Genomic DNA, 22,444 nt, shown 5'->3' on the forward strand with positions numbered 1-22,444 from the left:
GTTCATCTTAAAAAGAAAATTCAACACCAGTCATAAAAGTTCGCGAAAGCGGATAGGCAACATGGCCAAAATCTACGCCACGGTCTAAAACAGAACCTGTTCTACCCAAATCGGGGTTATACCCTTTGTAATCGGTTATTGTAAAAATATTGTCCAAGCTTATGTATATCCTACATCGATTGATTTTTGCCGCACTTAAAACATTCTCCGGTAATGTATACCCAAACTGAAGTGTTTTAAACCTAAAATAAGATCCGTCTTCCAGAAAACGATCGGACGTTCTGGAGTTAAGGTTCGGGTCGTTTATTACTGCCCGGGGCATATTGGTATCCGTATTTGTTGGAGTCCATGCGTTTAAAGTAGTTTTGGCATAATTGTATTCCAAGTTCATCCCTTCCAAATCTTGACGTACCCCATTGTAGATTTTATTTCCTTGGGTACCTTGAAAAAACAAATTGAGGTCAAAATTTTTATAGGTAAAGCTTCCGCCAAGACCATAAGAAAAATCGGGTGTCGGGCTTCCTAAAAACTGTCTGTCGTCTTCGTCAATTTGTCCATCGTTGTTGTAATCAACAAACCTTATGTCGCCCGGTTGCGCATTGGGTTGGATAAGTTGCCCGTCTTGTGTATGGGCATTAACTTCTTCTTCTGAATTAAATATTCCATCGGTTTTTATAAGATAGAACGACCCCACCGGAAACCCTGCTTGTGTTACCGTGGCAGAAGCGCCATGGTGGGTGGGTTGTCCGCCAAATATTTGCTGGGATCCCGTACCTAGAAAATCCACTTCATTATCTACTGAGGCCAGTGTTCCAGTAATTTCATATGAAAAATCGTTACCAGAATTCCTGTAGGTAAGCGATGTTTCAAAGCCTTTGTTGGTTATCTGTCCGGCATTGATATACGGACTGTTTGAGCTCGCTCCTGTGGAAAGCGGAATGGGCACTTGCAACAGTACATCGGAATTTTCTTTTACAAAATAATCAAAAATGAAATTCAATTTTCTTTCGAAAAAGCTAAGATCCGTCCCCACATTAAATGTTTTAGAGGTCTCCCATTTAATATCTGGCGTTGCAAAAGCAGTTTGAATAGCTCCGGGCCACAATGTTTGGCCTTGCCCTGTAACATAATTGGCATTGAGGCTTATGGCCGGGCTGTATCGATAATCGTCGAATTCCTGATTTCCCAGCACCCCATAACTCAACCTTAATTTCGCCGTATTTACCGTTTCTTTTATATTTTCAAAAAAAGGCTCGTTCGAAATGTTCCAGGCAAAGGCCAAGGAAGGAAAGTTACCATATTGATTATCCGACCCAAAGCGGGACGAGCCATCACGCCTAATAATTCCCGTAAGGATATATCTATCTGCAAATGAATATGTTAATCGACCCAAATAAGATACCAAGGCGTTTTCCCAAGCATTGCTTCCGGCAGCTGCATTTACGGTTCCTGCATCCAGTACTTTAACCCCGGGCGGCATTCCGCTTTTTGAACCCGTAAGCCCTCTATACGAAGTGTTTTGATAGGTATAGCCCACTAAGGCATCTATTTTATGTTCACCAAAAGTTTTTTTGTAGTTTAATGTGTTTTCGGTTAGTACATAATCATTTTCATACCTTGTCTCGGTTAAATCGGCATCCAAATTTGTAAACAGGGCACCCACTTCATACGGGTAGGTATATTGGTAATTATACCCTTCTGTACTGGTATAGCCCAAATTCAATTTATATTTAAGTCCTTCTATAATATCGACTTCAGCAAAGGCATTTATAATGGCTTTTTTAACATAGTCTTCGGGTATTCTAAGATTGAGCTGGGCCACTGGGTTTGCAATATCTACAACAGGCCCATAAGCCCCTCCGTAACCTCCTACCGCATCTGGGTTGTACACATCAAAAACGGGAATCATTTTTGGGGCAGATCCAACGGCATTTCCACCTTGACCACCAAGTCCTTCAGGCCTTCGCCAATATTCTTTTGACAGAATTACAGATTCGCCTAATTTAAACCTTCCTTTGGTCAACGTAGACTTTAAACGTAGGTTCCATCGGTTATAACCTGTTTCCTTTACAATTCCTTCTTGGTCGATATAGCCCCCTGAAACGCTGTACGTATAGTTTTCGCCACCACCGCTTGCAGACAAATTATAGTTTTGTATGGGGGCTGTTCTATAAATTTCGTCCTGCCAATTGGTGCCTTCCCCCAAAGATTCTGGGTTATTGGCCAAATCCAACCTTGCCAAGCCTGCATTATCGTGCGCGGCGTTACTAACAGTTGCCCATTCTGAGGCATTTAACACTTCTTGTTTGTTTATGATATTTTGAAATCCGTAGTAGGTACTAAAGTCAATTACATTTTCTCCACTCCTTCCAGATTTCGTAGTAATGATAACAACGCCATTTGCGGCCCTGGAACCATAAATTGCAGCAGCTGAAGCGTCTTTAAGTATATCCATTGAAGATATATCGGTAGGGTTAAGGTTATTGATGTTGTCTACTTGAACCCCGTCTACAATATACAACGGGTTGTTATTACCCAACGAGCCCGTACCCCTTATTAATATTCTTACTCCAGAACCCGGATTTCCACCTGAAGATTCCACCTGAACCCCCGGCACACGCCCTTGAAGCGCTTTTTCTACAGTTGCGGAACCCTGCGTTACAATATCGTCTGATTTAACAGAAGACATTGCCCCGGTTACTTCTTCCCTGGTTTGTGTACCATAACCAATAACCACCACTTCATCGAGCGCGGCCGCACTTTCTTGAATGGTTATTTTTAGGTTGGCCTGCCCATCAACCGGTACTTCTTTAGTAGTAAAACCAATATACGAAACTACCAATGTGGCATTTTGACCGGATAGGGAAAGGGTAAAATTTCCATCAAAATCGGTTTGGGCTCCATTAGAAGTCCCTTTTTCTAAAATATTGGCACCGGGCAAGGGCGTCCCCATTTCATCGAGGACCTGTCCAGAAACTTGAAATTGCTGACTTTCTTTCAGGAAGGCTTCATGATCTATTTTATCCTCCTGTTTCGCTTTTTTGAGCAGTATTTTCCTGTCGAGTATTTCATAGTCTACCGGATAATCCTTAAAAACATTTTCCAGCACCTTGTTTATAGATGCTTTTTTAAGCGCTATTGAAATTTCCCTGTTAAGGTCTACTTCTTCTGTGTTGAATATAAACTTAAACTCGGTTGTGGTCTCAATTTGATCGATAACGGCCCCAACTGTACTATTTTGAAGGTTGAGCGTTATTTTGGTCTTTTGAGAATACGATGTGTTGGCCTGCAATGTAAAGATCATTGCAAAAACAAACAAAATGGATAATTTCATTTTTAAATCGAGGTTATAACTCCATGGATCGAAAACCCATAGCTTTAATCGTTTTTTCATAATTTTGAATTGTTAGAGTTGATTAATAATTTAATCGCTTAAACTGATCGGGAAATGTGGCAGCATTTCCTGGTCTTTTTTATTTAAGTGATTCTTTTTTAGCTTTGTTAGTTGAAAAATGTGTTTCTTCTTATACTTTCTATTTTAATTGATTACGATTTTGTTTTCTACCACCTGATAATTTATTTCATAGATTTTACTGAAGTAATTGAGCACCTGTTCAATGCTTTCATGGCGGGTTTCTATAATTGCGTTAAAATGCTCGGCCGCCAATTCTTTGTTATTGTTAATGATCACCACATTGTAACTACGCTCTAGGTCCTTTATAATATTATCAAAAGATTCGTCCCTAAAAACAATATTCCCGTTTAACCATGACGTATAAATAGAGGTATCTACTTTTGACTTTGAGATACTTTTATCGGTTTTATTATATGCCCCCATATCTCCGGGTTCCAACATACTCTCCTTCTTTATTTTTTTGCCATTTTCTGTTAACAAGCTCACGGAACCATTTACCAATACTACTTCGGTATGAATGTCTTCGCTATAGTTTTTTATGTTAAACTCGGTTCCATAAACTTTTACGTCCATTCCTTGAGCCCCCACAAAAAACGGCCTATCTTTTTCGTGTACCACATTAAAAAAAGCCTCGCCTTGCAAATACACCCTTCGCTGGTCTTTTTTTACAAAGTCTACGGGGTACATTAAAGAACTGCCAGAATTTAACCGCACATGGGTGCCATCGGCCAAAAAAAGATCGAACTTCTTTCCATAAGGCACCATTAATTTATTATACACCAAGGCGCTGTTTTTTTCGGTCGATTTATTGTAGTGCAATTTTTCTCCATCGCTTTGGGCTATGGTATTCCCCTTTTTGTCTTGAATATTGCTTTTTTCAGAAATGGTTTGTACCGACCCATTCCCCAATTGAAGGGTCACTTGTTCTTCCCTCGGAACGACTTTAGTATTATTCGGGACTTCGTGTATTGTTTCAACATAGTACCGATAAGTAAAAAAAGTCCCGAACAAAATCAATAAAATGGCCGCGTATTTTACTCCAGATTGCAATATCCTAAGCCTATCTTTTCTCTTTTCCTTTTTTATATTTAACAGGAATTGCTTTTTTGCTTTTTCGGTATTAGGTTTGTTCATAGTTATCGAAATTGCAAAATGAGTTTCCACATATTCCTTGAAAAGCCTATAATTTTCAGCTGCACCTATCCAATTATTGAGTATGTCCAGTTCTGCCGAGGTTGCGGAATTGGTTAGGAATTTAACTATAAGCTGTTCTGTTTCCGGAGAAATCATTTTACATATTTATTAGTATTACAAGACCAAATTATAATACCCTTACTTTTTTCGTGTTTTTTTTAACGATTTCGCTTTTATTAACATAAATTTGAATGCAATCAAACAATAAGTGTATGTTTCACAATAATTATGATGTGTTTATAAACGGACTAAAAAAAGGAGATGAAAAAGCATATGAATATTTGGTAGATATTTATTATCAAAAATTATATGCTTATGCAATTAGTTTGATTAATGACAAAGATATAGCCGAAGACATTGTTCAGAACGTATTGATTAAAACATGGCAGTTTAGAAAAAACCTCAATGCCAAATACTCCATTCAGGGGTTTCTCTATAAATCGGTTTACAATGAATTTATAAACACCTATCAAAAGAGCAAGGCAACCACTTTGTTGCATTACAAATATTTAGAAAGTCTGGAAAAAATAACCACACAGGCCGATGAAAATAAAATCGAGTATTTTTTTAGTATTGTTTCCAAAGAAATTGAAAAACTCCCTCCAAAGTGCCAACGCATTTTTATGTTGAGCAAAAAAGAAGGACTTACCAATAACGAAATAGCCGAACATTTAAGCATTTCCACAAAAACAGTTGAAGCCCAGATAAGCAAGGCCTATAATTTGCTTAGGGAAAAATTGGCCAAACAGTATGAGGCTATTCTCCTTTTTTGTCTTTTAAACAATAGCGCAACATAAAAAAGCCGTTTCTAAATAAATAGAAACGGCTTTTTTGGCTTGTTTAAAGCTGTTATTTTATATTTCCGTAACACGCAAAGTGTTCACCATACCTTTGTCTTGTATTGGCATGGCAGCAAGGCTTATCATCATATCACCTTTATCCAAGAACCCCTTGTTTGTTGCTATTTTGTTTACGTCCTCAATGGTTTGATCTGTACTTACAAACTTATCATAATAAAAAGCTTTTACACCCCATAGCAAACTTAACTGAGTTAAAATTCTTTTATTGGATGTAAATACCAAAATATGTGCCTTTGGGCGCCAAGCAGAAATTTGAAATGCTGTATAGCCACTATTGGTCAATGTTGAAATAACCTTTGCGTTAATCTCGTTTGCCATGGAAGCAGCATGAAAGCATACCGACTTGGTAATATATCTTTTGGTTTTTATATGAGGTGGCTCCTGAGGAACTTTAATAAGATGCGAATGTTCCACACTTTCAATGATACTTGCCATTTTTTCGATTACCTGAACCGGATAGGCCCCAACCGAAGTTTCTCCAGAAAGCATTACGGCATCTGCCCCGTCCATCACCGAGTTTGCCACATCATTTACCTCAGCACGTGTTGGCGTTAAGCTCGATATCATGGTTTCCATCATTTGCGTGGCAATAATTACTGGAATACGTGCTTTTTTAGCGCGTAATACAAGTTGTTTTTGCACCAATGGGACTTCCTGTGCCGGGATTTCAACACCCAAATCGCCACGGGCAACCATTAAACCATCGCAATGGGCCACGATTTTATCTATGTTTTCTACCGCTTCTGGCTTTTCTATTTTGGCTACAATTGGAATTTTCTGGTCTGTATGCTCGCTTATTAATTTTTGCAAATCCATTAAGTCCTCGCTATGGCGAACAAACGAAAGTGCAATCCAATCTACATCTTGCTTAATGGCAAAAATGGCATCTTTTATATCTTTTTTGGTAAGTGCGGGAAGCGAAATATCCGTATTGGGCAGATTTACCCCTTTTTTAGATTTCAATGGCCCTCCTTGCACTACTTTTGCTTTTACCGCTTCTTTTTTATCGGTCGAAACAACTTCGAACATCAACTTACCGTCATCCAGCAAAATGTGTTCTCCGGGTTTTACATCTCTTGGAAATTCTTTGTAATTCATGTAAACCCTTTCGGCATTTCCCTCAAAAGCTTCTCCGGTCACAAAAGTAATTTCATCGCCTTTGCTTACGATAACATCTTCTTTCATTACCCCAACACGAAGTTTGGGCCCTTGTAGGTCGGCCAGGATGGCTGTGTTGTAATTATATTCTTTGTTTAAAGAACGTATCATATCGATTCGTTCTTTTACATCGTCGTAATTGGCATGCGAAAAATTAATTCTGAACACATTTACCCCTGCCTCTATCATGTCTTTTAAAACCTCCTTAGTGCTTGTGGCAGGACCAAGCGTTGCTACAATTTTTGTCTTTTTTCTATTAGGCATTCGTTAGAAAAATTAAGTTATTTTTAGATTTTAGTTGTTGTGCTTCTATTTTATATGCGGTTATTACACCGGGTATTTTTTTTAGCTTTAACAGTACCTGTATTTCGTTTTTATACCTTCCTTCTTCATCTATTTTTAAAAAATAGTCTACCTTACTGTATTCGGGTATTAAAAAGGCTCTTTGCATTTCGTTCTTTTCGGCAAACAGGCTTAATCCGGGCTTTTCCAATTGTACGGCTGTTTTGTTTTTTACCAAACTCCACTGCACGTCGTTTTCTTCGTCGTACCATTTAAATGCTGGCACTTTTGCATTCTTTGTTATGGTTACATCTTCATCCAACCTTGTTAATTTTATATTCAATCCTGAATTTAAAAAGTATGCTAACCTGTAATCATCTAAAGAGCCGTGAATAGCGATTAAGGTATACGAGTGTTCATAAACGTCATCTAATAATTTATAGATTGCCATACATAAGTTTACACGGAAATGTAAATATATAATTATAAGCGTGACTTAGCAACTTTTAAGTCTTTGATTGCAATGATTTTAATACGAAAACGATGTAGTTTTGCTTATAGAAACTCATCTATTTTATCCTGCAGGGCATAATAAGCCCTTTTGGATGCGCTTTCTTCGGCTTTTTTCTTGGAAGTGGCGCGGGCTTTGGAAATTAACTTTTTATTAATGTACAGTTTTACTGCAAAATGTTTTAGATCGTCGTTTCCATCATCTTCATAGGTATCAAATAAAAATTCCTTCTTTTCTTTTTGGCACCATTCAATTATTAAGCTTTTATAGCTAATAATTTTCCCTTCAAGGCTTTCTATGTCCACATAAGGTTTGATTACGCGTTTATGGATAAAGCGTTCGCAATAATGAAATCCCCTGTCCAAAAAAATGGCACCCACCAGTGCTTCGAACACATTTCCGTGGATATTATCGCCAAAATGTTCGCTGGGTATCTTGCTTTTTACAAATTTTATGAGGTTAAGGTCTTTTCCCAGTTCGTTTAGATGCTCCCGGCTTACAATTTTAGAGCGCATTTTGGTAAGGTACCCTTCGTCTCCGGTAGGTACTTCGTTAAAAAGGTAATGCGAGATAATGGAGCCCAACATGGTATCTCCCAAAAATTCCAAGCGTTCGTAGTTTACGGGAATGCCTTTTTGGTCTTTAATATTAACAGACCTATGGGTGAAAGCCTTTCTATAGAGCTCGATATTTTTAGGTTTAAAGCCTAGTATTTTATAGATTTCTAAAAAAAAATCCCCGTCATCTTGTGACCGGGAATTTAATATTTTTCGAATGATCTTCATTCAATAGGTTTGATATCTAATCTAGCTTTTTAAATACTACACAAGCATTATGTCCTCCAAAACCAAAGGTATTACTCATTGCCACTTTAACATCTCGCTTTTGGGCTTTGTTTAGTGTCAAGTTAAGCTTAGGGTCTATATTTTCATCAACTGTAGAGTGGTTGATGGTCGGTGGTACAACACCCTTTTCTATGGCCAATATCGATGCAATAGCTTCTATTGCCCCAGCAGCACCCAATAAGTGTCCCGTCATCGACTTGGTAGAGTTAATGTTTATATTGTACGCGTTCTCCCCAAACACTTTACCGATGGCTTTAAGTTCGGCAACATCCCCTAAGGGAGTTGATGTTCCATGTGTATTAATTGCATCTACATCCGCTGGTTTTAATCCGGCGTTTTCCAGGCAATTTTCCATTACTGCCACAACACCAATACCTTCCGGATGAGGCGCAGTCATGTGGTATGCGTCGGATGATAACCCGCCGCCCACGATTTCTGCATAAATTTTGGCGCCCCGTGCAATGGCGTGCTCATATTCTTCGAGCACCAATGCACCAGAGCCTTCCCCAAGTACAAAACCGTCCCTGTTGGCATCAAATGGCCTAGACGCTGTTTTGGGGTCGTCGTTTCTTGTGCTCATGGCATGCATTGCATTAAACCCTCCCATTCCGGCCGCTGTAACAGCAGCTTCAGAACCACCGGTAACAACCACGTCGGTTGCGCCCAGTCGAATTGAGTTTAGTGCATCAAAAATGGCATTTGCCGATGAAGCACAGGCTGATACCGTTGTATAGTTTGGCCCCATAAATCCATTTTTAATGGAAATAAGGCCAGGGGCTATATCGGCTATCATTTTAGGGATAAAGAAAGGGTTGAACCTTGGGCTTCCGTCTCCAAGGGCAAAGTTGGTTACTTCTTCTTGAAAAGTTTCCAGACCGCCAATTCCGGCTCCCCAAATAACCCCTACCCGGTATTTGTTTACTTTATCGATGTCGATCCCGGAATCTTTTAATGCCTCATCGGCCGTAACCATGGCATATTGGGCAAAACGGTCCATCCGGCGCGCTTCTTTCCTGTCGATAAAGTCTGTAGGATCAAAGTTTTTAACTTCACAGGCGAATTGCGTTTTAAATTTGGACGCATCAAAATGGGTTACCGGAGCAGCTCCACTAACACCATTCACAAGGCCGTTCCAATATTCGTCTACAGTATTCCCTATGGGTGTTAATGCTCCTAATCCTGTTACTACAACTCGCTTTAATTTCATCTGAATATTTTTTATTCTGATAAATAATAATCTACCAAAAAAATTTATTCACGCAATATAGCATGAATAAATTTTTTGGTCTATTTTTTTATAAAAACGTTTACTTTGCTTCTTCGATATACTTAACTGCTTGACCAACAGTAGCAATGTTTTCAGCTTGATCATCTGGAATTTGAATATCGAATTCTTTTTCGAATTCCATAATTAATTCCACAGTGTCTAATGAGTCTGCGCCTAAATCGTTAGTGAAGCTTGCTTCTGGCACTACCTCGTTTTCATCTACACCTAATTTATCTACGATAATCGCTTTTACTCTTGATGCAATGTCTGACATAATTTTTTTGTTTTAAAATTTAATTGTTGGCAAAAATAAAAAACTTTACTTTAAAAAAACGTTTTGAGGCTAAAATGTGCTTTTAAAGTTAATAATTTTTAATTCAACTATTTAATTTTTGCCTTCACTTTCTTGATTATTATTCTTTTTTTTGCCTAGAAATTAATTAATTACACCTCATGAAGCATATCATTATATTGGCCTCAGGCTCAGGAACCAATGCAGAAAATATAATAAAATATTTTGAAAATTCTCAAACCGCATCGGTTAGAATGGTGCTTTCCAATAAAAAAGAGGCAAAAGTTTTGGACCGTGCCAACAGTTACGGAAAAAGTACAATTTCTTTTAACAAAACCGCTTTTACGAACGGAGATGTGCTTGATCTTTTAAAAAATTTAAATCCGGACCTTATTGTTTTGGCCGGGTTTTTATGGAAGGTCCCTTCTGAAATAATTACCGCATTTCCAGATAAAATCATTAATATACATCCTGCCCTGTTGCCAAATTATGGAGGCAAAGGAATGTACGGGCTAAAGGTCCACCAAGCTATTATTACCAATAAAGAAATAGAAACGGGGATTACCATACATTATGTAAACGAGAATTATGACGAAGGAAACATTATTTTTCAGGCAAAAACCAAGGTAACGGCTCAAGACACTGCCGACTCGGTGGCACAAAAGGTACATCAACTGGAATACAAACATTTTCCCGAAATCATAGAAAAACTTTTGAATGGATAAATACGACGTACATATATATACAGACGGGGCCTCTAAAGGAAATCCCGGGCCGGGAGGTTATGGCATTGTTATGGAATGGGTAGGGAAACCTTATAAAAAAGAGTTCGCCAAAGGCTTTAGAAAAACCACCAACAACCGCATGGAACTTATGGCCGTGATTGAAGCGCTTAAAAAACTTAAAAAAACGCAACTTCTGGTAAAGGTTTTTTCCGACTCTAAATATGTGGTTGACGCCGTTGAGAAGGGCTGGGTTTTTGGATGGGAAAAAAAAGGGTTTAAAGACAAGAAAAACCCGGATCTGTGGAAAGGCTTTTTAAAGCAATACCGAAAACAAAGGGTCTCCTTTCAATGGATAAAAGGGCATAACAACCACCCGCAAAATGAACGCTGCGATTTTTTGGCCGTACATGCCGCCCAAGAAAAAAGACTGGCCATCGATACAGAATTTGAAAATAATTCGTTATAAATTACTATTTTCACAATATATCAAAAAACAACCCCCATGAAATTCTTGATTTTATTTTGTGTTTATTTAACCACTACCGCTCCATCGCACTCTCAAGAATGGAACCTAAAACGCAATACCAACAACATTAAGGTGTACACCCGGGAGCTGGACTCTACCAAGTTTAATGAATACAAGGCCGTGCTTATTGCAAGAACATCCATAAAAAAGGCCCTGGAAACAATTGTGGATGCCGATAATTTAAAAAAATGGAACTATAAGACCCCGCAAAGCAAACTTGTAAAAAAGATTTCTGATAGCGAATTTGTTTTTTGGATGGAAAACGACCTTCCCTGGCCCATAAGCAACCGGGACCATGTTTCATCCATAAATGTTTCCCAACCAGAGGCCAATACATATAAAATAGCCATTAAACCAGCCGACAGCAATTATGTGGAAAAAGAAAAGAACATTATAAGAATGGATAATTTTGAAGGTTATTGGCTCATTAAAGACATAGGGAAAGATTCTGTGGAAATTACACAGCAAATGTACGGAGACCCAAAAGGAACCATTCCGTCATGGCTTGTAAATTCAATTCTTGTTACATTTCCTTACCATTCTTTTGAAAATCTGAAAGAAATACTGGAAAACTAAGCTTATATTTGCACAAAAATTATTGCATGGGCAAATTACTAATTGTAGGAAGCGTTGCTTTTGATGCTATTGAAACTCCTTTTGGTAAAACTGATAAAATTTTAGGGGGCGCCGCTCCTTTTATAGGGTTAGCCGCTTCTCAGTTTAATGTAGAGAGCGCCATTGTTTCTGTAGTGGGCGACGATTTTCCTAAAGAATACCTCGACCTTTTTTCAAAAAAAGGCATCGACATTAATGCCATAGAGGTTGTTAAAGGCGGAAAAACCTTCTTCTGGAAAGGAAAATACCATAACGACCTAAATTCCAGAGATACCTTAGAAACGCAACTTAATGTACTGGCAAACTTCAACCCAATAGTACCGGACAATTATAAAGATGCCGAAGTGCTAATGTTAGGAAACCTAAATCCATCCGTCCAACTAAGTGTTATTGAACAAATGGAAACAAAGCCAAAGCTAATTGTTCTGGACACCATGAATTTTTGGATGGACAATACCCTGGACGAGCTAATGCAGGTAATCGCCAAAGTAGATGTTATTACCATAAACGATGAAGAAGCAAGGCAATTATCCGGCGAATATTCTTTGGTAAAAGCCGCCGAAAAAATACAAGCAATGGGGCCAAAGTACATTGTTATTAAAAAAGGGGAGCACGGTGCTCTATTGTTCCATAAGGGGAGCATATTTTTTGCCCCTGCACTTCCTTTGGAAGAAGTATTCGACCCGACCGGTGCCGGCGATACCTTTGCAGGCGGTTTTTCTGGATACATCGCCAAAACAGAAGACTATTCGTTTGCCAATATGAAAACAGCCGTTATCCATGGATCGAACCTTGCATCGTTTTGTGTGGAAAAATTTGGAACCAAAAGGCTACAGGAATTACAACACGATGCTGTTTACAAAAGGCTGGAACAGTTTAAGAGTTTAACGCAATTTGATATAAAACTTACGTAAATAAACCACTGCCCTGAATAATTTCGGGGTTTTTTATTAGAATAATAATGAGTGACGCTATTAAACACGAATGTGGAATTGCCCTAGTAAGGCTATTAAAACCATTGGAATACTACAAGGAAAAATACGGGAGTGCATTTTATGGCATTAATAAAATGTACCTCATGATGGAAAAGCAGCACAACAGGGGGCAAGACGGTGCAGGTTTTGCCAGCATAAAGTTAAATATGCAAGCCGGGGAACGCTACATGAGCAGGGTACGCTCCAATCAAGCCCAGCCCATTCAAGACATCTTTAACCAAATAAATGGGCGTATCAACGAAGAATTAAAAGAGCACCCAGAATACAACAACAGCATTGAATTGCAAAAACGGAACATCCCCTATATCGGGGAGCTTATGTTGGGGCATGTGCGTTATGGTACTTTTGGGAAAAATAGTATTGAAAGCGTCCATCCGTTTTTAAGGCAAAACAATTGGATGCACAGAAACTTGATTGTTGCCGGGAATTTCAATATGACCAATGTAAACGAGCTTTTCTCCAATCTTATCCGTTTGGGCCAGCATCCAAAAGAAAAAGCCGATACCATTACCGTGATGGAAAAAATAGGACATTTTTTAGATGATGCCGTTTCCAAGCTTTACAAGCAAATAAAAAAGGAAGGATATACCAAAATGGAGGCTTCTCCAATTATTGCAGAAAGGCTTAATGTTGCCAAAATATTAAGAAAGGCCGCAAAAAATTTCGACGGTGGTTACGCCATGGCCGGACTTTTAGGGCATGGGGATGCTTTTGTGCTTCGGGACCCAGCAGGAATACGCCCCACATACTATTACCAAGACGATGAAGTGGTTGTGGTTGCTTCAGAAAGACCTGTAATTCAAACCGTTTTTAATGTCGATATTGAAAACGTGCATGAACTGGACCCCGGAAAGGCCCTTATCATAAAAAAAGACGGTTCCGTAAAAGCAAAAAAAATATTAGAGCCTCTTGAGCGTAAAGCCTGTTCTTTTGAGCGCATTTATTTTTCCCGCGGAAGCGATGCAGAAATATATCAGGAAAGAAAGAACTTGGGAAGGCTATTGCTGCCTAAAATACTCAAGACCATTGATGATGATATAGAGAATACTGTTTTCTCATACATCCCAAACACGGCCGAAACTTCCTTTTACGGAATGGTAAAACAGGCCCAGGACTTTTTAAACGATAAAAAAGAGCAGGAAATATTACAGGAAGGTGCATCGCTTACAAGTGAACGCCTTCACGAAATCCTGTCCAAAAGGCCGCGAATCGAAAAAGTGGCCATAAAAGACGCCAAGCTTCGCACGTTTATTACCGAAGACAGTAGCCGTGACGATTTGGTAACCCATGTTTACGACATTACATACGGATCGGTAAAACCAACAGACAACCTTGTTATTATTGACGACAGTATTGTAAGGGGTACCACTTTAAAGAAAAGCATTCTCCGTATTCTCGACAGGTTGCACCCAAAAACAATTATTGTAGTTTCGTCTGCTCCACAGATACGTTACCCCGATTGCTACGGAATTGATATGGCCCGCATGGAAGACCTTGTTGCTTTTAAAGCGGCACTGGCCCTGCATGAAGACAGGGGGACAAAAGAAGAAATAGTAGAGGCTATTTACAAAAATTGCAAGGATCAAGCTGATTTACCCGATGCTGAAGTAAAAAATGCCGTTCAAGAATTCTATGAACCATTTAGCGACGAAGAAATCTCTGAGAAAATTTCCGAACTTTTATGTCCCGAAGGTATTAATGCAAAAGTGAAAATAATATATCAAACGGTTGACAATTTACACAAGGCATGCCCCAAAAACCTTGGCGATTGGTATTTTACGGGCAATTACCCAACAGCTGGAGGCAACCGGGTAGTGAACAGAGCCTTTATGAATTTTTACGAAGGGGTTACTGGAAGAGCTTATTAAAAAGCGAATATACGTTTTATCGGTAAAATATGCATTTTAACTGATTATTAACTTATAAATAACTTTCAAATATTATCTTTGACAATACCATAGCATAAGTAGGTTAAGTTCATGGTAAGATTTGGGGCAAAAAAGGTGGATTTATTTCCACCTTTTTTATTTTATACCAAGCCTCAATTAGAATCAAAATTTCCTTCGATTTAAAATTTAAAACAGCATCTTTCACTTTAACTAAAAAACGTGCATTACAACCAATTGATTTTGTCGTAAATGCACCTCAACATATATTCGCATCACCATAGCATAAGTAGGTTAAGTTCATGGTAAGATTTGGGGCAAAAAGGGCGGATTAATTCCGCCCTTTTTATTTTTAAGCTTTTTTTCTTCAATTGTACCCAAACAAAAACGGCTGCAATTACAGCCGCTTTTTCAATCATTATTTTACAATATGTCCCTATGAACTCAATTCCCAACCTTTTCTGTATGAGCCATTGATCCATTCGTTCGCTTTTTCGTAATTGGTAACCCGCATGTTTTTTCCGTCCCACATAATTTTCTTTCTTCCGGGATAATCGTATGGATCCCAGTCTCCTATTTTCTTGCCTGGCTTCAATACTTTGTACTGAAAAGCTTTTATTGCCAAATTGCCCATAAGTACCGTTTCGGTTAAAGGTCCGGCATAGGAGAATGGGGAAGAGGTTTCAATACCTTTTAAGCATCCGTCAACAAAATTATTGTAGTGCCCCGAAATGGCCCCGTCAATCCTTTTCAACCTTTTTTCGGTAGGGAAATCGCCTACTTTATCTTTATAAGCATTTAAAATTCTAGGGTTTTCAGAGTATGCATCGGTAATTAAAATTCCTTTTTCACCATAAAAAATGGAGCCTCCCCCGGGATCTCCAATGGTTTCTCCTTCTTGTAGGCCATCTGGAATGTCGGGCATTATGCCGCCATCGTACCAGCTAAGGGCAATATCTCCATGATTTTCTGTGTTGAATTTTAAACGGACAATTGAAGAAGGCGGACAGGCTTCGCTATAGTCGGCTTCTACAAAATCTCCAGACCATACTGTTGTACAGCTTGCTTCTGCTTCGGTAGGATAATTTAATTTTAATACCCTAAAAGGTGTCTCCATGATATGGCAGCCCATATCTCCAAGTGCTCCTGTTCCAAAATCCCACCATCCCCTCCATTTAAATGGCAGATAAGCGGGGTTGTATGGCCTAAATGCGGCAGGGCCCAACCATTGGTCCCAGTCTAGCGTACCGGGCACTGGCACTCCCTCTGGCCTTCCTTTGGTTCCCTGTGGCCAAACCGGTCTATTTGTCCAGCAATCTACTTTTATTACTTTCCCTATGACACCGGCTTCAATCCATTCTTGAGTAGTCCGGGCACCATCCGAAGAGCTTCCTTGGTTCCCCATCTGGGTAACAATACCGTTCTCTTGGGCAACTTTGGCCATTAATCGTGCTTCAGCAATATTGTGCGTTAGTGGTTTTTCAACATACGCATGTTTTTTGGCTTTCATAAACGGGAGTGCAATGGTAGCATGGTTATGATCGGGTGTCGCCACCATAAAAGCATCTATTTCGTTTAAGTGCTTATCATAAACTTCTCTAAAATCCTTGTATTTTTTTGCTTTTGGATGTGCTTTAAAGGTGTCTTTTGCACGCACTTCGTCCACATCGCACAGGGTAACAAATTTAACTTTTTTAGTGTTTCCCAATTCCTTGATCACTTGGCCACCTCTTCCTCCAACTCCAAATCCGGCCATATATAAAGTGTCGCTTGGAGGGACATGAACACCGCCCATAACATGCGAAGGCACAATATAAAGGGCACTTCCCGCAGCGGCTGCGTTCTTAATAAAGTTTCTACGTTTCATTTTGAAAAATCGTTAATATTTTTAAAAGGTTAATGTTTATTTCGCAAAAAAGTTACGCATTTTTTTTGAAGAAATTCTTTTTGATGAAATGGAATTATTCCATAATTTTGGATTATGTCCGATAATCTAAAAAATAGCAAAGGAAGGGGCGCACAAATAAATGTCCGCAATAAATTTCTGGAACTCTCCCATGAAATGAGGGAAGACTTTCTTGAATATTGCCGGCTCGAAGGAGAAATTGCCGACAAAAACAAAACCAGTTACCTAGAGGTCTTTCCCAAAACTATTGTGAACAAAGTAACCAGCCCCGATGTTGGCATGGGGTATTCCATGAATCCTTATCAAGGGTGCGAACATGGTTGCATTTATTGCTATGCGCGAAATTCTCATGAATATTGGGGCTATAGTGCCGGATTGGACTTTGAAAGAAAAATACTTGTTAAAAAAAATGCCCCCCAATTATTGGAAAAGAAACTTTTAAGCAGAAATTGGCAGGCAAAAACTATTGTAATGGCAGGAAACACCGATTGTTACCAACCGGCAGAACAAAAATTCAGGATTACCAGAAAATGCCTTGAGGTATTTTTAAAATACAAGCATCCTGTTGCCATTATTACAAAAAACGCCTTTATTTTGCGCGACCTGGACATTATAAAAGAACTTACTTCTCAAGGATTAATTGCCGTAAACGTTTCTATTACTTCTTTAAGCGAAGACACACGCCGGGTGTTGGAGCCACGTACGGCAAGCATAAAAAAACGCTTGGAAACCGTAAAGACATTATCTGATAATATGGTGCCCGTAAATGTGATGATGGCCCCCATAATCCCTTCAATTAATAGTCATGAAATCCTTCCGTTAGCAAAAACCGTTAGGAAACACGGAGCCATGTCCATTGGGTTTACCGTGGTAAGGCTCAATGGTGCCATTGGTGAAATTTTTACCGATTGGATACACAAAACATTGCCCGATAAAGCCGAAAAGGTACTACACCAAATTGCCGAGTGTCATGGCGGCACATTAAACGACAGCAGGTACGGCGTAAGGAAAACCGGTGAAGGAAAGATAGCAGAGCAAATCCATGCACTTATAAAAATAGCACGACAGCAATATTTTAGCGATATCCAAATGCCACAATTAAACAAAAACCTGTTTAATATGCAACGGGAGCTCTTCAAAAATTCCCCTCCAGGGCAAATGAATCTATTTGAGTGATGGAACGCTCTAAATTAAGTTGAAAGATTCAACGAACGAAAAAAACGGTTATACGAACATACGCATAACCGTTTTTAGCAATTAACCAAATTTAAGTATTATTTATATCGGGGCTATGTCGTCTAGTTTTTCCACAACCTCTTCTTTTTTATTTCTGAATTTTAATTTTGCCCAATATACCATGTAAAATAGCAACGGAACAATAATAAGTGTAAGGAAGGTAGCTATAAAGAGGCCAAAAATAACCGTCCAAGCCAAAGGTCCCCAGAAAATAACGTTATCTCCTCCCATATATATCTGTGCATCAAATTGCGAGAACAGGGAAAAGAAGTCGATATTTAAACCTATTGCCAAAGGAATTAACCCAAGAATGGTTGTTATGGCCGTTAGCAATACAGGACGTAACCTAGCCCTGCCAGACATTACCAATACTTCTTTCATATCGGCTTTTGGCAACAAATCGCTGTCTTCCGTAAGCCCTAACTTAATCTTTCTCCTATCTATTAATATTTGTGCATAATCCAATAATACAACACCATTGTTTACCACGATCCCCGCAAGTGAGATAATCCCCATCATGGTCATCATGATAACAAAAGACCATCCCGTAATCATCAAACCACCAAATACCCCAATAAAACTCAGGAATATGGCCAACATGATAATAGTAGGCTTGGACACAGAACTAAACTGAAAAATTAAAATAAGCATAATGAGCCCCAATCCTGCAAAAAACGCACTCATTAAAAAGGCCATTTGTTTGTTTTGTTCTTCAATTTGACCTGTATAATCTATATGAATGTTATTGGGAACATCGAAGTTACCCATTTCCTTTTGAATTTTCCCTACTGCGGCCCCGGCATCGGTATATCCAGGAGCCAAACCAGAATACACGGTAACTACCCGTTTGAGGTCTCTGTGCTTGATGGCACTAAAGGAAGACGTATTTTTATGTTTGGCAACAGCAGAAACGGGGATTTCTTTAATCTGGCCTGAAGCCTGATCCCTAAATATTATATTCTGATCGAACAAAGCACTTGTATTATATCTCAAGTCTTTGTTAAATCGCACATAAATATCGTAATCATCGCCACCTTCTTTGTAAATCCCGGCTTTTTCACCAAATATGGAACGTCTTAACTGTTTCTTTCAAATAACCTGTCCTACGGCTACGCCCAATTCTCCTGCCTTTTCCCTATCCACTTCAACTACCATTGCCGGCTTTCCTTTGTTCACATCGATCTTGAGCTCTTCAACTTCAGCTATATTTTTGGTGTTGATGTAATCGCGCATTTTTTCGGCCGTAACAATAAGCTCGTCGTAATCTTCACCACTTAACTCGATATTGATCGGGTATCCAGCAGGTGGACCAACGGCATCTTTCTCAACAGAAATGGCAACCCCGGGGTAAATTCCCTTTAAGGCTTCTTGTACTTTTTTACGAAGCACTTCGCTGTCTTTTCCCCGACGGTATTTGTATTCCCGCATGGTAGCGGTAATTTTTCCTTTGTGTGGCATTTCGGCACTGGAACCCCCATCTGTTTGTGGGTTTCCGGCACCTTCCCCCACTTGCGAAACAGCCGATTCTACCATATAGTTATAACCATTGTCCATGTATTCGCCATCGTTCAGGATAGCATATACCCGCTTTTCAATATCTTTGGTAATGGCATTGGTCTTGTCTATATCGGTTCCTTGTGGATATTCAATATAAACAATAATCTGGTTTGGTTTATTGTCGGGAAAGAACTCCACTTTAGTCCGCCCACTTCCCAATGATTGGCCAAACAGCATAAAAACTATAATAAGCAGGGCAAAGGTCCCACCAACAAACAGCAAGGGTTTCCATCCGCCAAGGGCCATTTTAAGGAAGCTTTGGTATTTTTTTTCCAGCCATGTAAGCGTATGTGCTTGAAAATAGTCGGCGGCCCCTTTTAACCAATAACGGTATATCCAGAACATAATGGCGGTAACAATCATTAAAGTTCCAAGCCCTCTGACAGCGCCACCAAAAATTAGTATAAAAATACCGGGAACCCCCAAAATAATGCTTAAACGTATTAATTGTTTTCTGGTAAGTTTTTTCTCTCCGGTGTCCATAAACTGGGAAACAAGCATGGAGTTCATAAAAATGGCCACAAAAAGTGAGGAGCCCAGCACTACCGACAAGGTAATCGGGAAAAATTTCATGAATTCGCCCATCACGCCCGGCCACATCCCTAATGGGATAAATGCCGCAACCGTTGTGGCTGTAGAAATAATTATAGGAAATGCAATCTCACCAATACCCTTTTTGGCGGCTTCTATACGGGACATGCCTTCTTCGTCCATTAAGCGGTATACATTTTCCACAACAACAATCCCGTTATCTACCAACATACCAAGACCCATAATGAGTCCGAAAAGAATCATGGTGTTTAGTGTATATCCAAGCCCTTGAAGGATCATGAACGACATAAACATTGACATTGGAATTGCAAAACCTACAAACAATGCATTCCGGAAGCCCAAAAAGAACATTAACACACCTACAACCAAAATAATACCGAAGATTATGTTGTTTACCAAGTCGCTTACTTGATTTAAGGTCTGCGAAGACTGGTCGTTGGCAACGGTTATTGATAAATCGGGCGGATAATATTCTTTTTCAGCCTTTTTTATAATTTCTTCAATTTGTTCTGAAGCTTCAATCATGTTTTTTCCGGCACGCTTTTTCACATCGAGCATCACAACACTTTCTCCAAATTCGCGTGCAAAAGTGGTTTTATCTTCTTCTTTAAAGGAAATTGAAGCAATGTCTCTTAAGTACACTACTCCGTCTTGAGATTTTACCACAAAATTTTGAAGTTCCTGTGGGTCTTCTATTTCCCCAAGAATCCTGATTGTTCGTCTTTGTCCGCTTACAATCATATTTCCGGCCGACATTGTTACGTTCCCGTTCCTTATGGTATTAAGCACATCGTCGAAACTAATCTGGGCGGCCATCATTTTATAGACATCCACGGCAACTTCTACCTCTTTTTCTTGCGCTCCGCGGATATCAACTTGTTTTATCTGCGGAAGGTCTTCAATTCTATCTTCTAAATATTCACCGTATTCTTTTAATTTTTCAACCGGGTAATCCCCTTTTATGTTGATATTTAGGATGGGCATTTCTTCCGATAGGTTTAGATCGAACACATTGGGCTCTACCTTGGCCCCGTTGAATACCGGCCAATCCTCGCCGGCCTTTTCGGCATCTACTTCATCTTTTACCTTTTGTTTGGCAGCCTCTACGGTAATGTCTTCATCAAACTCCACGGTTATAATTGCATAATCTTCTTGAGAGGTTGATGTAATTTCCACTACGTTGCTCACGTTTTTAAGTTCGTCTTCAAGCGGATCGGTAATCAACCTTTCTATATCCTCAGCGGTATTCCCCGGATAAGGTGTGCTTATGTATATCTTGGTTTCTTTTACCTCGGGGAAAGATTCCCGGGGCATTCCAAAATAAGCCGACACCCCCAATATGAGGACTATTGCAATCATGACATAGATTGTTGTCTTGTTTTCTATAGCCCAAGACGACAGTCTAAATTCTTTATCAGCGTTTTTATTAATTTTACTCATGGACTATTTCTTTAGTATTTTAACTTTTTGTCCTTCCTGAACACTGCGCGCCCCTTCTTTTATAATATAATCTCCGGCATTTATGCCCTTTACAACTTCCACAAGGTTTCCTTGGGTTTTCCCTGTTTGGATAACGGCCTGATGCACTTCTGCCTCTCCATTATCGGCAATATTGGAAGCGATGTAAACATATTGGTTTCCTTCGGCGTTTTCTGAAATAACGCTTTGAGGTATTAGAAAGGCTTTTTCGCTGGTGTAATCGTTAATTATAACTTTGGCCGTAAGGTTTGGTTTTATCATCCCGTTTTTGTTTGGCACGCCCACTTCTATTTTAAATGAACGGTTGGAGGGGTTGATATAATTACTTACCTGACGGACGTCTGTTTCTACTTTTTCACCAATTACAGGAAACTCGGCAATAACATTGGTCCCTTTTTTGATGCTAGGCAAATATTTTTCGGGCACTTCGGTCTCTATGTACATATTGTTTAGGCTCACAATACGCATAATAGGAGTTCCCATGGCCACATTGGTACCTTGCTCTGAAATAATTTCTTCGATAGTACCTGAAAAAGGCGCTACTACAGTAGCTTTTGACAATTGGCTTTCTAGTTGCGAAACCGCACTTTTATTGGACTCGTATTGCGTTTGCGCCTGTAAATATTGCATTTCGGAGCCAATATTTTGTTCCCAAAGTCTTTTTTGACGCTCATAAGTTGTCTTGGCCAAGGTTTCCTGCGCCTTAAGCTGTGCCAACTGAGCACCTAAGCCCCCTTCGTCTATACGTGCCAGTACTTGTCCTTTGTGTACGCTCTGGCCTTCTTTTACCACCACTTGCTGAAGGGCTCCGGAATATTCGGCATTAATTACAATGTTTTCCTTGGTACTTACATTTCCCTGAAGTTCAATATAATGGTTAAACAGTGTATCTTTTGCCGTAAATGCAGTTACCAACACATAATTTTTGGTGGTATCCAGTTTCTTAACTGCATTGTTCAATTTTTTTATATCGGCACCCAAGGCATCGTGCTGAAGGGATAATTCTTCACGTTTTTGTTTTATCGCCTCCAAATTACCATTTTCTATAACCTCATCTACAGACTGCTTTCCCCCGCCCCCACATGAAGCTAGGACCAATGCTGAAATTATGATTAAATATGTCTTTTTCATTGTTTGTTGATT

At 39.3% G+C, this 22,444-nt stretch carries 16 protein-coding genes and 1 pseudogene; 7 read left to right on the top strand and 10 right to left on the bottom strand.

Annotated elements, in window-relative coordinates; all coding sequences use genetic code 11:
* Nucleotides 1–7 precede the first annotated feature (7 nt).
* Both UXI14_RS08320 and UXI14_RS08325 read right to left on the bottom strand, forming a co-directional pair.
* Nucleotides 8–3,394 carry a TonB-dependent receptor gene (locus tag UXI14_RS08320; protein WP_335965737.1) on the bottom strand — a complete coding sequence of 1,129 codons (3,387 nt, stop codon included), beginning with the start codon at nt 3,392–3,394 and terminating at the stop codon, nt 8–10.
* A gap of 144 nt (nt 3,395–3,538) precedes the next feature.
* Nucleotides 3,539–4,705 (bottom strand): FecR domain-containing protein, encoded by a 1,167-nt coding sequence (locus UXI14_RS08325; protein WP_335965738.1) that lies wholly within the window; start codon nt 4,703–4,705, stop codon nt 3,539–3,541.
* 116 nt (nt 4,706–4,821) lie between these two features.
* Between UXI14_RS08325 and UXI14_RS08330 the strand changes: the two genes are divergently transcribed.
* Nucleotides 4,822–5,406: an RNA polymerase sigma-70 factor gene (locus UXI14_RS08330; RefSeq protein ID WP_335965739.1), complete on the top strand. Its 585-nt coding sequence runs from the start codon at nt 4,822–4,824 to the stop codon at nt 5,404–5,406.
* Nucleotides 5,407–5,463: 57 nt separating this feature from the next.
* On the opposite strand, the gene pyk is transcribed toward UXI14_RS08330, so the two are convergent.
* From pyk to UXI14_RS08355, 5 genes are all read right to left on the bottom strand, one after another.
* Entirely contained in the window at nt 5,464–6,891 is a 1,428-nt protein-coding gene (pyk, locus tag UXI14_RS08335; protein ID WP_277899915.1) for a pyruvate kinase, read from the bottom strand.
* Nucleotides 6,884–7,360 (bottom strand): IPExxxVDY family protein, encoded by a 477-nt coding sequence (locus tag UXI14_RS08340; protein WP_277899916.1) that lies wholly within the window; start codon nt 7,358–7,360, stop codon nt 6,884–6,886. Before UXI14_RS08340 ends, pyk begins: the two co-directional genes overlap by 8 nt.
* A gap of 104 nt (nt 7,361–7,464) precedes the next feature.
* Nucleotides 7,465–8,205, bottom strand: a complete 741-nt coding sequence (gene rnc, locus UXI14_RS08345) for a ribonuclease III (RefSeq protein ID WP_277899917.1) — start codon at nt 8,203–8,205, stop codon at nt 7,465–7,467.
* A gap of 16 nt (nt 8,206–8,221) precedes the next feature.
* Nucleotides 8,222–9,472, bottom strand: a complete 1,251-nt coding sequence (gene fabF, locus UXI14_RS08350) for a beta-ketoacyl-ACP synthase II (protein ID WP_335965740.1) — start codon at nt 9,470–9,472, stop codon at nt 8,222–8,224.
* A gap of 100 nt (nt 9,473–9,572) precedes the next feature.
* Nucleotides 9,573–9,806: an acyl carrier protein gene (locus UXI14_RS08355; protein WP_008989958.1), complete on the bottom strand. Its 234-nt coding sequence runs from the start codon at nt 9,804–9,806 to the stop codon at nt 9,573–9,575.
* A 179-nt stretch (nt 9,807–9,985) separates the two neighbouring features.
* Here UXI14_RS08355 and UXI14_RS08360 point away from each other — a divergent pair, with 179 nt between their 5' ends.
* The 5 genes from UXI14_RS08360 to UXI14_RS08380 are packed head-to-tail and all read left to right on the top strand — an operon-like array spanning nt 9,986 to nt 14,553.
* Nucleotides 9,986–10,549: a phosphoribosylglycinamide formyltransferase gene (locus UXI14_RS08360; protein WP_335965741.1), complete on the top strand. Its 564-nt coding sequence runs from the start codon at nt 9,986–9,988 to the stop codon at nt 10,547–10,549.
* Nucleotides 10,542–11,015 (top strand): ribonuclease HI, encoded by a 474-nt coding sequence (gene rnhA / locus UXI14_RS08365; protein WP_335965742.1) that lies wholly within the window; start codon nt 10,542–10,544, stop codon nt 11,013–11,015. The genes UXI14_RS08360 and rnhA overlap by 8 nt, the downstream gene beginning before the upstream one ends.
* A 36-nt stretch (nt 11,016–11,051) precedes the next feature.
* On the top strand, nt 11,052–11,651 hold the full coding sequence (locus UXI14_RS08370; RefSeq protein WP_335965743.1) for an START domain-containing protein: 600 nt from the start codon (nt 11,052–11,054) through the stop codon (nt 11,649–11,651).
* 26 nt (nt 11,652–11,677) lie between these two features.
* Nucleotides 11,678–12,604, top strand: coding sequence for a PfkB family carbohydrate kinase (locus UXI14_RS08375; protein ID WP_277899922.1), 927 nt, complete (start codon nt 11,678–11,680; stop codon nt 12,602–12,604).
* 47 nt (nt 12,605–12,651) lie between these two features.
* Nucleotides 12,652–14,553, top strand: coding sequence for an amidophosphoribosyltransferase (locus UXI14_RS08380; RefSeq protein WP_335965744.1), 1,902 nt, complete (start codon nt 12,652–12,654; stop codon nt 14,551–14,553).
* 454 nt (nt 14,554–15,007) lie between these two features.
* Here UXI14_RS08380 and UXI14_RS08385 read toward each other — a convergent pair whose 3' ends face one another.
* Nucleotides 15,008–16,438 (bottom strand): Gfo/Idh/MocA family oxidoreductase, encoded by a 1,431-nt coding sequence (locus UXI14_RS08385; protein ID WP_335965745.1) that lies wholly within the window; start codon nt 16,436–16,438, stop codon nt 15,008–15,010.
* A gap of 114 nt (nt 16,439–16,552) precedes the next feature.
* On the opposite strand from UXI14_RS08385, the gene UXI14_RS08390 reads away from it, so the two are divergent.
* Nucleotides 16,553–17,653 (top strand): PA0069 family radical SAM protein, encoded by a 1,101-nt coding sequence (locus tag UXI14_RS08390; RefSeq protein ID WP_335965746.1) that lies wholly within the window; start codon nt 16,553–16,555, stop codon nt 17,651–17,653.
* Nucleotides 17,654–17,755: 102 nt separating this feature from the next.
* On the opposite strand, the pseudogene UXI14_RS08395 reads toward UXI14_RS08390, so the two are convergent.
* A pseudogene (locus tag UXI14_RS08395) lies at nt 17,756–21,262 on the bottom strand (efflux RND transporter permease subunit).
* Between the two features lie 3 nt (nt 21,263–21,265).
* Nucleotides 21,266–22,432, bottom strand: a complete 1,167-nt coding sequence (locus UXI14_RS08400; RefSeq protein ID WP_335965747.1) for an efflux RND transporter periplasmic adaptor subunit — start codon at nt 22,430–22,432, stop codon at nt 21,266–21,268.
* Between the last annotated feature and the right edge of the window lie 12 nt (nt 22,433–22,444).

It is taken from the genome of Galbibacter sp. PAP.153 (genome assembly GCF_037029175.1).
Taxonomy (GTDB): domain Bacteria; phylum Bacteroidota; class Bacteroidia; order Flavobacteriales; family Flavobacteriaceae; genus Galbibacter; species Galbibacter pacificus.